This window comes from Leptolyngbya sp. GB1-A1, from assembly GCF_039962475.1.
Taxonomy (GTDB): Bacteria; Cyanobacteriota; Cyanobacteriia; order Elainellales; family Elainellaceae; genus Leptolyngbya_A.
This window is the reverse complement of record NZ_JAMPLI010000009.1, coordinates 161,076-174,276: the sequence shown is the minus strand read 5'-3', so window position 1 is coordinate 174,276 and position 13,201 is coordinate 161,076. Positions and strand designations below refer to the sequence as shown.

The window sequence follows — 13,201 nt, the reverse complement described above, 5'->3', positions numbered from 1 at the left end:
AAGACATAGCAGCTTGTAAGAATGCGTCAGCCCCCTTACTACGGTCTGCAACCTCAACTTCAGCACAAAACCTCTCCAATACAAAAAAACAGGTGAGCCTCGAAAGACCCACCCGTAGACAGCGTCAAGTATTTACCTCAAGCGTTTCCAGAAAACCCTGTTTCCCGATGCCTGCAAAAGTTTTGCTACGGCTGAGCAGCAGTTTGCTGAGGGTTAACACAGTTGAGCATTCGCAGGGTTGCCGCCGCCGCATAGTTTCGCTGAGCTGCGCTATTGGGCGAGAAGGCAGTGCCGCGCTCATTCACTGGAGAAGCTACATTACACACTGAGGACATCTGGCTGATCAGTCCGTTTGCCCAGTGACCGTTGGTATCGGAGAAGGCAGTCGCGGGACGGTTGCCCTGAAGCTGAGGCTGCTGACCTTGAAGCGACTTAGCATATTCACCTGCCCGACGCAGAACTGCCATTAGCTCTGCACGAGTCACAGGCTGAGCCGGTCGGAATGTGCCGTCTTCGTAGCCGCTGATCAGGTTGTTTTGCTTCGCAAACTGAATCCGGGCTGCGCTCCAGCGCGACGCTTCCACATCGGAATAAGGGTTGCCGCCTGCCTGAGCCGGAACGTTCAGATTCACGTTAGGTAGGCTATCGATCGCCCCCAACACCATTGAAACCAACTGCTCACGAGTCAACTCCGCCTGCGGGCGGAAGGTGCTGTCTTCAAAGCCAGAGATAAAGCCGACCTGAACGGCGCGATCGATCTCTGCCAGATAAATGTCGCCCACGGTATCGCGGAAGCGAGAAGTCGGTTGACCCGTGCCCGGATTCGGAGGCGTGACCACCGGAGCCGCTCCTGTACCGCCGCCAACTGCCCCGATCGTCGGCACGGCTGCACCTTCATAAGTAAGATAAACGTGGCCCAGCACGCTTTCGCCATACATCCGCTTGGTGAACCGCCAGCCCGAATTCAGGTTGATTTTGGCAAAGTTATTGGTGACGCCGTCAGTTTGCCCCAGCAGCAGCATTGGCTTAGAACGATCGCGCGACGCACCAACCAGCAGCATATCGTTATCTTTTTTCACGACGCGCAGGCTGTACTGCAAGCCCAGGTCTTCGCCATTCACTCGAATCGAGTAGCCGTTGCTGTCGGTGCTGCGTCCGCAAATTCCTGTGAAGTCAAACTGAACCAGCAGCGGATCAACGACCACCGGAGCTGCTCCCGATTCGCTCCAGCAAGGACGCGCACTAGAAACCTGCTCCAGTACCAAAAGCTGGTGGTTACTGCCGCCCTGAAGCGGAGCTGCAACCGCAACAAACTTACTTTGATCCACTTCTTTTTGCCCAAACTGTCCGGCGATCGAAGGAATGGCGGTTAATGCACTTGCAACAGCAGTGGTGGTGACAGCGGCAACGGCAGCAAGGCGACGAAAAGTAGACTTCATAGGAACACCTCGAAGACGAATGAATGAAAGACCGATGATGACAATTGCGATAGCAAAAAGGATTGGAATGAAAGGACCGTCTGGAACTAAAAAAATTGCAGTTTGAATCAGCCCTTTTCTACATTCTTCCGATTTCAACAAACTAGCTAAGGAATCAAAAGACGATCGCTTTAGCGGTAAATTCAGCTCACAAAATCAAAGACGGAAATCAAATCAAAAGTTCCCTAATTCTGTATCGAAAATGAGATGAACTATAGCCTGGAGGGAAATCTGAATTTCTGTTAAATCAGTCGAAGACGCAGAAAGATTTGGTTTGTTTCCTAATGCTTTTGCGATCGAATGATGGATCAGTAACTCATTGAGAAGAAATCAAGCTGATGATGGAGATTAGCAGAAAATTTAACCGCGTTCGTCCTCATCCGCTTGCCTTGACCTTCTTGCGATCGAAAATGTTCCAAAGGAATTGATTGTGAACTGGATTGTGAACTGGATTCTGAACCGAATCTGAACCGAACCGTCTTCTTGATTCCCCAATCTCGATCGCCTCTAAAAATCAGTGGCAGGATAGAGAAGGGACATGACTTGATCAAGACGCGATAAGACACTGTGACTGATCCTCAGACCTCCTATCATTCCACCGGGAACACTTCAGCCGGGAATCCTTCAGCCGCTAAAGCAAAAGACGAAGCGGGTTCGTATCGTGCGCCCACAGAAGCGTTGCAGGGCGTGGTGGAGCGGCTGACCTTTCACTCCGAGGAGACGGGCTATACCGTGGCGCGAATGAAGGTTCCCCGCACCAGTGAGCTGATTACGATCGTCGGCAGCTTTGCCAATATTCAGGCGGGGCAGACGCTTCAGCTTCAAGGCATTTGGCGCGATCATCCGAAGTTCGGGCAGCAGTTTCAGGTGATGCAGTATCGAGAAACCAAGCCTGCAACGCTAACGGGAATCGAGAAGTATCTGGGAAGTGGGCTGATCAAGGGCGTTGGACCCGTGACGGCAAAGCGGATCGTGGCTCACTTTGGCTTGGAGACGCTGGAAATTATCGAACATCAGATCGATCGCTTGGTGGAAGTGCCGGGAATTGCGCTGAAGCGGGTCAAACTCATCCAGGCCGCCTGGGTCGAGCAAAAGTCGATTAAAGAAGTGATGCTGTTCCTGCAAGGGCACGGCGTTTCGACGACCTACGCAGTGAAGATCTTTAAGCAGTACGGCGATCGATCGATCGAGGTGGTGACAGAAAACCCCTATCAGCTTGCCAGCGACATTTACGGTATTGGCTTTGTCACGGCAGACACGATCGCCCGCAATCTGGGCATTCCTCCAGGTTCCACGTATCGCTATCGCAGTGGCATTTTGCACGTTTTGCGGGAAGCGGCGGACGAGGGTCACTGTTTTTTGCCGCAGGATGAATTGGTCGATCGCACGGTAAAGCGATTGGCAATTGCTGACCACCAGCCTGTTCCCGAAGAAATCGCGCCCCTGGTTGCACAGTTGGCACAGGACGGCGAACTGGTGATTCAAGACAGTTTAGACCGGGGGTATTTGTGCTATTTGCCCACCTTTTACGGCGCGGAGTTTGGCTTAGCCGAGCGATTGCGGCGACTGTTGATCGAGCCGGTTCAGGTAGACCTGCCGCGTGTGCAGCGTTGGATCGATCGCTTTACCGACAAAACCGGGCTTCAGCTCTCAGAGCAGCAGCGTCAGGCAGTCGAGATGGCAGCCCAGCAGCGCGTTCTGATTCTCACAGGCGGACCCGGAACCGGAAAGACCTTTTGCACGCGCACGATCGTCGCCCTCTGGAAAGCAATGGGAAAATCGATCGCCTTAGCATCTCCCACCGGACGCGCCGCCCAACGCCTGAGCGAAATGACCGGACAGGAAGCCAAAACGATTCACCGTTTGCTGGAGTTTGACCCATCGACAATGGGCTTCAAGCGCGATCGCGATAACCCGATTCCGGCAGAGGCGATCGTGGTGGATGAAGCGTCGATGCTCGATATCTTTCTGGCGAATTCGCTGATGAAGGCGATCGACCCAGAGGCGCAGGTGTTGCTGGTGGGCGATATTGATCAGTTGCCCAGCGTGGGTGCAGGCAATGTGCTGTCCGATCTGATTCATTCTGGCGAAATTCCCGTAGTGCGACTGACTCAGGTGTTCCGGCAGGCGCAAACCAGCCAGATTGTGATGAACGCCCACCGCATCAACCAGGGACAGATGCCGCAAGTCGAGCGAGTTTCCAATCAGCCGCGATCGGACTGTCTTTCGCTCAACGCACCTGAACCGCCAGACGGGGTGCAGGCAATCCGCGATTTGATTACCCACCTGATTCCCCCGCTTGGCTTTGAGCCCAAAGAGGTGCAGATCCTTAGCCCGATGACTCGCGGCGAAGTGGGAACTCGCAACCTGAATCAGGTCTTGCAGCAGCTCATCAACCCGCCCGGACTCGGTAAAGCAGAACTCACGCGCGGCGGCACAACGCTTCGAGTCGGCGATCGCATTATTCAGCAGGTCAACGACTACAACCGGGAAGTGTTTAACGGGGACTTGGGCGTGATTGAGGCGATCGATACCGATCAGCAGGAAGTGACGGTTTTGTTTGGCGATCGGCTCGTCAGCTATGATTACGCAGATTTGAATGAAATTGCTCTCGCCTTTGCCATCAGTATCCACAAATCTCAGGGCAGCGAATATCCGGTCGTGATCCTGCCCGTGTATATGCAGCACTATCTCTTGCTGTCGCGCAACTTGATCTACACCGGACTCACCCGCGCTCGGAAACTGGCGATCTTTGTTGGACCTCAAAAGGCGATCGGCTATGCGGTGCGGCAAGTAAAAGATCGAGAACGATATACGCTGCTGATGGAACGATTGCAGACGTAGGTGGGGAAGTGGGAAAATGAGGGGAAATTTGAGCAAGATTACGTTTTGGGTGGAGGCGGCTTTGCCGAAGCTTGAATAGAGCAGAATCTTGACAGAATCTATCGCGCTAGAGAAGATTTATTGCAATGGTTGCAACTGTTCCATCAAAATCGAAACCCTTGAACCGACGGATTTTTCTGACGCTCTGGCTTGCCGGAATTCTGGGCTCGATCGCTCTAATTCCCTATGCACTGACCCTTCAATCTGCTAATTTGGCAACGATTCAACTTCCGTTTTCGCTGCCTGTTGTCGTTGCGCTACAAATCGGACAATCCGCGATCGTGCTGGCAATTACGATCGCCGCAGGCTTATTCTTTGCCAATCGCATAGGGCTAGGGACACCCATCTTACGCGCTCTGCTTCAAGGAGAATCAGAAAGAGAGTCAGTGAGTGAGCGGGTCAAAGCGTTTGTGCTTCCGGCGATCGGTTGGGGCATTGTGGCATCGCTGGCGGTGTTGGGACTTGATGCGTTTGTGTTTGCGCCTGCTTTAGCTCAGCAATTGGGGCAGGCAAGCAGTCCTGTTGCAGCGGCGATTCAGCCTCCTGTATGGCAAGGGTTTCTTGCATCGTTCTACGGCGGCATTAACGAAGAAATTTATCTGCGGCTGTTTGTTCTTTCGTTGATTGCGTTCATTGGCAAGTTTATTGCTCATCGTGCCAATGGTCATCCGACGCGATCGATTTTGTGGATTGCGACGATCAGTGCAGCCATTCTGTTTGGCTTAGGACACCTGCCCGCAACCGCCGCGATTTTGCCGCTTACGCCGCTAGTGATTACACGAGCCATCTTGCTGAATGGATTAGCCGGAATTGGGTTTGGCTATCTCTACTTCACGTTTGGATTAGAGGCGGCGATGCTGTCTCACTTTGTTGCAGATATCGTTCTACACGGAATTGCGCCTCTGTTCCTGTAGAAATCGGCTTTACGCCATGGGCAATCTTCTCAGCTGGCTTGTGGAATGGTCGTCTTGCCCAAATTGGGCAGGCAAGATACCGAGCCCACACGCAATCTGTCGTCTGAGCTGTTAAATTGCAAACCGCTTTCACAAACCACCCTTTCAGCAGAGTTTATGGATCGTTGAGCGGCCAGGAATTGATATCATGCAGACGATCGCTATCTTGATTAAGCAGTGTTCAGTAAAATGATGAGAACAAACTGGCGAGGATATCGAATTGCAGCGTGGCTTGGAGAGCTTGTGCTGTTCATTGCAATTATTGCGGCGATCGCTCAGGGGCAGTGGAACAATGCGATCGCGCTGGCAGGATTCTGGATTGCGGCTCTGGTGTTTATTCTCACCGATGATAAGCTGCCGACCCTGTTTGATTTCCTGTTTGTGATTGCTGCCCTGTTGAATGCAGGCGGTTGGGTGTGGCGATTGTTTTATCAGCCTGGACCCTATGATGAAATTACCCATGCCTTCACTACCTTTGCGATTACGCTGGCACTGGGGTTTTTGGTGTATCGATCGATGCTGTCCGTGTTTCGCCAACATCCCTGGCTTTATGTGTTGACCGTTGCCAGTTTTGGAATTGCGATCGGTGCGATCTGGGAAATTATGGAATGGTCAGCCGGATTTATTTTTAATACTGAAGTGATTGGCGACGTGAACGATACGGTCACAGATTTAATTATGGATAGTTTAGGCGCAGGGTTTGCAGCAATGATTAGTCTTTGGGCACTGCGAGAACGCATCAGCCGACGATCGGTAAAGAGTTAGGCATCGGTTAGAAAAGGGAACCCCTGTAGGGCGGAGCGATGCTGATTCAAGCTATCCATTCAACCTGCGATGTTAGAGCTGAGATAAAAACGGGAAGAATTTGGCGATCGGGTCATTCCCTTCCACACCCTGCTGCTGTGCCCAAAACTCGCTGAGAAGGTGAATTTGCCGCAAGCCAACCACCAGATTCAGTCCGGGAATTGCAATCCACCAGACGGCGAGCGGTTTCTTCATGCCTGCATCCTGATAAATCCGGTTCACGGTGTGGTAGAGGCGAAACTGCACAATATAGATCCACGCAATGCCCAGCAGCGAAAACCAGCCAAACTCGCCCGACACATTGGGGTCAAACATTCGCAAGAGTTGAGGCACTGCCATCCCCAGCACAAACGGCAGCAAGCAAAGCGTTCCCGACCAGCCCGTGCCGTGGTAGCGACGCAGTTCTTCCTGAATAATCCACTTATAGGTAATAAAGCGTGTCGAACGTTTCCGTAAACGTTTGTTGGCAGGTTGGGCATTTGAAGCGTTGGGCACCCTTACGAGTCCGACCGTGTTGATAGATTTTGCTATGGTCGCAGAAGGGACAGCGTATAGCAGACACACTATCACGGCATTGCTTTTATTCTATCTATCCACACTTGTTTAGCGCACAACCCAGATTTGGGTACCTAAATCTGACAGTTTCTTCCCAATTCCTCGTCAATTGCTCTGGGATGCGAAGTCTTATGTCTCAGTTTCAGTAATCCAGTAGATCTCATTTCCGACCTTTGACCCACTCTAATTTACAGTCTCCTTGGAATGCCCTCACCACCTATCTCACACTTGTTTAAGGCATACCAACGTATAGCCTTCCCACCCTATCATCTTCAGGGCATAACTCTGTATTAAGGATTAACAAGTAAAGTATTATTGCTCCCACTACAGCTCCAAAGTATGCCATCTATCGTAGGAATAGAAATGACCGCTCTGCAACTGATTTCATTGCGTCTAAAGGCTAATCAAACTACCTTTGCTGCGTTGGGTACAGATAAAACTCGAGCACTAATCATCTACTCATATCATCAGTACAAAGAAGAAGATGAGTACTACGATCGCTGGCTATCACTTGCTCGAAGTTCTATATGAAGGAGACACTAACCGCGTTTACCGAGCTAAGACAGTGTCTAAGAGCGATCTAGAACCTACCTCTGTCATTATAAAAACACTGAGAGCTGAGTATCCAACAGTTGAGCAATTGACTCGATTAAGACATGAATACCAGATTCTGCAAGACCTAGAACCTGAAGAAATTATTAAGCCTTTAGCGTTAGAAAATAATGGTAACGGGCTAGCCCTGATTCTGGCTGATTTTGATGGCGAGTCGTTAGCTAGAGCGATCGCCACACGACAACTCAACTTAGATATTTCTTTACAGATTATAATTCACTTATCCTCAGTTCTGGCACAGATTCATCAGCAACACATTATTCACAAAGATATTAAAGCTGACAATATTCTGGTTAACACAACAACAGGTGCAGTTAGGCTGATTGATTTTGGTATTGCTACACATTTAACAAGAGAAAAATCAACGATTAACCACGTCAACGTTCTCGAAGGAACGCTCTCCTATATGTCTCCAGAACAGACTGGGAGAATGAACCGATCGATCGACTATCGCACCGATTTTTATTCTCTAGGCGTTACTTTCTATGAAATGCTGACTGGACAGTTGCCGTTTCCAGCAACCGATGCCTTAGAGATCATTCACTGCCACATTGCTAAAACGGCAGTCCCGCCTCATCTTGTCAATTCGGACATTCCAGAGGCAGTGTCCGATATTGTCATGAAGTTACTCGCCAAAACAGCAGAAGACCGTTATCAAAGTGCACTCGGGCTGAAGGCTGACTTAGAGATTTGTCTAAAGATGCTGGAAGCCTCTGGTGCGATTTCCCACTTCAAGGTGGGAGAGTTTGATTTATTTAGCCAATTTTCAATTCCAGAAAAGCTGTATGGGCGCGATCGGGAAGTGAGTTTGTTAATGAGCACTTTCGATCGCGTTAGTACTGGCAAAGCGGAAGCCATACTGGTTAAGGGTTACTCTGGCATTGGTAAATCATCGTTGGTGAACGAAATCCGCAGACCGATCGTTGGTGCGAGAGGATACTTCATCTCCGGTAAATTTGACCAATTTCAACGCAATGTTCCTTACTCTGCGATTATTACTGCCTTTCAGTTATTAGTGAAACAACTGCTGACTGAAAGCGAAACCCAACTGGCGCAATGGCGAACTAAACTTTTAGATGTTCTGGGTAACAATGCGCAAGTCATTATTGATGTTGTTCCAGACGTGGAATTGATTGTGGGCAAGCAACCCGCTGCTGTAGAGCTGGCACCAACGGAAGCACAAAACCGATTTAATCTTGTTTTTCAAAACTTTATCCGTGTTTTCTGCTCACCAGAGCACCCGTTAGTTCTGTTTCTGGACGATTTGCAATGGGCTGATTCTGCCACGCTTAAACTGCTTGCTGTGATTCTAGACGATGCAGAAACAGGCTATTTGTTTTTAATTGGAGCGTACCGAGATAATGAAGTCAGTCCAAGTCATCCCTTGATGATGGCGCTTGATTTACTACGCTCTAAAGCCGTTGTCATTCATGAAATTACCTTAGCTCCTTTAGCCCTCGCAGATATTAGCCATCTCATTGCTGACACGCTGCACAGTAATGTAAGTTCTGTTCAACCGTTGGCCGAATTAGTCATCCGCAAGACATCTGGCAACCCCTTCTTTGTCAACCAATTTCTCCAGACGCTATATCAAGAAAGCCTGTTAACTTTCACAACTCCATTGAATGCAGATAAACCTTGCTGGCAATGGAATATTACCCAAATTGAGGCACTTGATATTACTGATAATGTTATTGAGTTGATGATTCAGAAGTTGCGAAAATTACCTGAATCTACTCAGCAGGTGTTGCAGTTGGCGGCTTGTATGGGTAATACGTTTGACTTGCAGACGCTTTCAATTATTTATAAGCGATCGCCAGTTGACACCCATCAAGATCTTTTGCCAGCTATTGAAGAAGGCTTAGTATTACCAACCTCTGAATTAACGCTTGCATCTGAAGACCTGATTGATACACATCTAGTAAGTCTGGAATTTAGATTTCTCCACGATCGGGTGCAACAAGCCGCGTATGCACTGATTGATCAAAGTTTTAAGCAAGCGACTCACTTGCAAATTGGGCGTTTGCTTTGGCAAAACACGTCATCAGAGACGTTATCAGAAAAGATATTTGAGATTGTTGATCACCTCAACTTAGGAATTGAGCTAGTTACCGATCCAGTAGAACGAGACAGAATTTCTCAGCTTAATTTGATAGCAGGACAGAAAGCAAAGATAGCAATGGCTTATGTTGCAGCTGTTGAATATTTGCAAGCAGGGATTGAATTGTTAGTTGAAGATAGCTGGACTGATCAGTACGAATTAGCATTAGCACTGCACACTGAAGCAGCAGAGTCGGCATATTTAAGCAGTGATTTTGAAGCAGTACAGCGATTCGTTGACATTGTGCAAAACTGCGCTAAAACTTTATTGGAAAAAGTGAAAGTATATGAGATTCAGATTCAAGCTCATGTATTGCAGAACAAACTGCTAGAAGCAATTAATACGGCACTACAAGCCTTAAAGCTGTTGGGAGTGAATTTTCCCGAAAACCCAGTTCCATTTGATATTGGACAAGCACTCTCCGAAACTGCGGTGATTTTGAATGGGAGACGAATTGAGGATTTAGTCGATCTGCCTCAAATGAGTGATCCCTGCAAACTAGCAGCCATTAAACTTTTAGCAAGTATCTTTGCTCCCGCCTATATTGCTGCTCCTGCACTGTTACCATTGGCGGTGTGCAAACAAGTCGATCTATCAGTCCAACACGGTAATGCTCCCGTTTCTCCTACTGCTTATGCCAATTATGGTCTTCTACTTTGCGGAATTGTGGGAGATATTGACTCGGGCTATCAGTTTGGTCAATTAGCTTTAGATCTGCTGTCAAGATTAAATACTCAAGAAATTAAAGCTAAAACGATCGTTATTGTCAATATCTTTATCCGACCCTGGAAAGAACATCTGAGAAAAACGTTAGAGCCTTTGATGTCGGCTTATTCTATTGGGATGGAGACAGGAGATTTGGAATTTGGTGCTTTTGGTCTATTAGTAAACTCCTATTTTGCTTACTACAGCAGCAAAGAATTGACTGCCCTTGCAAGAGAGATGTCAATCAATAGAGATGCAATTGATAAAATCAAGCAAAAAACAGCACTCAATTATCACGAAATCTATTGGCAGGCTACCTTAAACCTGCTGGGGCAAAGTGAAAATCCTTGCCGTCTCCAAGGTCAAGCCTACGATGAACAAATAGGGCTACCACTACACGAGCAAGCAAACGATAGAGCAGCAATTGCTTACACCTATTTGAATAAACTTTTACTTTGTTATTTATTTGAAAATTACTCAGAAGCGATCGAAAATGCCGTAATCGAAGAAGACTATTTAGACGCAGTTATCGCAACACCCCATATTTCTCTCTTCCATTTCTATGATTCTTTAATTAAGCTGGCAGTATATTCTGATGCCCTCCAGTCCGAACAGCAAGAAATTCTTGGCAGAGTAAAAGCTAATCAAGAAAAAATGCAGAATTGGGCGCATCATGCCCCTATGAATTACCTGCACAAATTCTATTTAGTAGAGGCAGAACGGCATCGAGTTTTAGATGAAAAAGAACAAGCAATGGAACGGTATGATCAAGCTATTGCTTTGGCTAAAGAAAACGAATATTTGAATGAAGAAGCATTGGCGTATGAGTTGGCAGGTAAGTGTTATTTAGGATGGGGGAGAGATGCGATCGCTCAACTCTATCTACAAAAGGCGCATTATGCTTATCAGGTTTGGGGTGCTCAAGCTAAAGTTGAGCATTTAGAAGAAAAATACCCTCAATTTTTAACCAGAACTTCAGCTAAAAGCGGCACAAAAGCGACAATTCCTCAAAGAACAACAAATTATCCTGAAGCTAATCACAACCTGGACTTAGCCACCGTCATGAAAGCCGCGCAAGCTCTTTCAGGTGAAATTGTTTTAAGCAATTTGCTAACCACGTTGATGCAAATTCTGCTTGAAAATGCAGGTGCAGAAACAGGGATATTAATTCTAGAAAAAGACTCGAAACTCTTTATCGAAGCCACTGGGCAGGTTAATCAACATGAAATCATCGTTCAACAATTTATTCCTGTAGAGGCAAGTCAGCTACCGCTATCCATCATCAATTATGTGCGGCAAACGCAGGAGAATGTGGTTCTGAATGAAGCGACCCGTGAGGGAATTTTCACAACGGATGACTATATTCTTGATCGTCAGCCCAAATCCGTTTTGTGTGCGCCGATCGTTCATCAAGGTAAGCTCATTGGCATTCTCTATTTGGAAAACAATTTAACAACGGGTGCTTTTACAGCAGAGCGAGTAGAAGTTTTGCAGCTTTTATCCTCCCAGGCGGCGATCTCCCTTGAAAACGCCCGTCTTTATCAAGATTTGGCAGCCGCCAACACTGATTTGAAACGATCGCATGAACAGTTAGAGAATTACAGTAAAACTCTGGAAATGAAAGTAGAAGAGCGAACCCTACAGCTTCAGCAAGAGGTTCGCGATCGCCAACAGGCAGAAGAAATAGCCCAGTCTGCCAACCGAGCGAAGAGTGAATTTCTGGCAAACATGAGCCATGAACTTCGTACGCCACTGAATGGCATCTTAGGATATACACAAATTTGTCAAAAAGACCGCTCTTTATCCGAACTGCAAAAGAATCGCATTGCAATCATTCACCAATGTGGAGAGCACCTACTAACGCTGATCAATGATGTTTTAGATCTTTCTAAAATTGAAGCCCGTAAGATGGAGCTGTATTCAAGAGAGTTTCATTTTGCGGAATTCTTACAAAGCATCGTAGAGATCTGCAAAATTAAAGCTGAACAAAAAGGCATTTCGTTAACCTATCAGACACCATCTTCTCTGCCTAAGGTGATTCGGGCGGATGACAAACGCTTGCGCCAGGTCCTGCTAAACCTGCTTGGCAATGCCGTCAAATTCACTGAAACGGGAACGGTTGTTTTTAAGGTGGGTTATCACGAGCAGAAGATTCGCTTTCAAGTCGAAGATTCCGGTGTTGGCATTGCTGCTGATCAGCTTGATGAGATCTTCAAGCCGTTTCAACAGGTGGGCGAAAATAGCCGTAAGACAGAAGGAACGGGGTTAGGGCTAGCCATCAGCTGTCAGCTGGTTGAGATGATGGGAGGAACGCTTCAGGTCAAGAGTACCTTGGGTGTAGGTAGCACTTTCTGGTTTGATTTAGACCTAGTGGCGGTCCATTCATCGACAGATGCTGCTACCTCAAAGCGCACAATTACTGGGTTCACAGGCGACAGGCGGAAAATTTTAGTGGTGGACGACAAACCGACAAATCGCTCTATCCTTGTGAATCTCTTAGAGCCGATCGGATTTGACGTCATAGACGCTGTGGATGGTGAAGACGGATTGAATAAAGCACAGGATTTTCAGCCCGATGCTGTTCTGATTGACTTAGTGATGCCGAATCTAGACGGCTTTGAGGCAACCCGACAACTCAGGTTAATGCCAGCCCTAAAAGATACCGTTGTGATTGCAGTCTCGGCTAGTGTCTTTGAATTCGATCAGCAACAGAGTCTCAAGGTAGGCTGCAATGATTTTCTGTCGAAACCAATTCGAGAGGCCGACCTCCTCCAGAAATTGCAAGAACACCTGAAATTGGAATGGATTTACGAAAATGAGAGCGACATTCAAGAACCCTTTAAAGAGAGGGACCAGCAGGAAAATAGCCAAGTGAGTTCTGCCTCAGCTGTCCCTAACCTTTCAGTTGATTTTTCGATTCCGCCAGCAGAAGAGGTTGCTATTCTTCTGGATTTAGCCATGCGAGGAGATTTACGAGCCATCGCCAAACGAGTAACCCAGTTGGAGGAGTCAAACCAGCAATGGAGCCCTTTTGCTACCCACTTGCGGCAGCTTGCCAGAGGATTTAAAGGGCGACAAATTTTGGAATTTTTAAAGCAATTTTAGGAGGT

5 protein-coding genes and 1 pseudogene are annotated in these 13,201 nt (G+C 47.7%); 4 read left to right on the top strand and 2 right to left on the bottom strand.

All coding sequences use genetic code 11. The annotated features are described in order from the left end of the window. Window positions 1-185 precede the first annotated feature (185 nt). The gene (locus NDI45_RS12185) at window positions 186-1,439 is read right to left on the bottom strand and encodes a DUF3747 domain-containing protein (protein WP_190791241.1); all 1,254 of its coding nucleotides are present in this window, start codon (window positions 1,437-1,439) and stop codon (window positions 186-188) included. 726 nt (window positions 1,440-2,165) lie between these two features. Here NDI45_RS12185 and NDI45_RS12180 point away from each other — a divergent pair. The 3 genes from NDI45_RS12180 (at window position 2,166) to NDI45_RS12170 (ending at window position 6,079) form a co-directional block, all read left to right on the top strand. Next, entirely contained in the window at window positions 2,166-4,322 is a 2,157-nt protein-coding gene (locus tag NDI45_RS12180; RefSeq protein WP_348247495.1) for an ATP-dependent RecD-like DNA helicase, read from the top strand. 125 nt (window positions 4,323-4,447) lie between these two features. Beyond that, a complete protein-coding gene (locus tag NDI45_RS12175; RefSeq protein WP_190791240.1) occupies window positions 4,448-5,275 on the top strand; it encodes a CPBP family glutamic-type intramembrane protease in 828 nt (275 codons plus the stop codon). Window positions 5,276-5,503: 228 nt separating this feature from the next. Then, window positions 5,504-6,079 (top strand): hypothetical protein, encoded by a 576-nt coding sequence (locus NDI45_RS12170; RefSeq protein WP_190791239.1) that lies wholly within the window; start codon window positions 5,504-5,506, stop codon window positions 6,077-6,079. Window positions 6,080-6,545: 466 nt separating this feature from the next. Here the strand turns inward: NDI45_RS12170 and NDI45_RS12165 are convergent. Further along, window positions 6,546-6,680, bottom strand: a pseudogene (locus NDI45_RS12165) (IS1 family transposase); the annotation flags it as partial. Between the two features lie 477 nt (window positions 6,681-7,157). On the opposite strand from NDI45_RS12165, the gene NDI45_RS12160 reads away from it, so the two are divergent. Next, complete coding sequence (locus NDI45_RS12160) at window positions 7,158-13,196, top strand: AAA family ATPase (RefSeq protein WP_348247479.1); 6,039 nt, start codon at window positions 7,158-7,160, stop codon at window positions 13,194-13,196. Window positions 13,197-13,201: the final 5 nt, after the last annotated feature.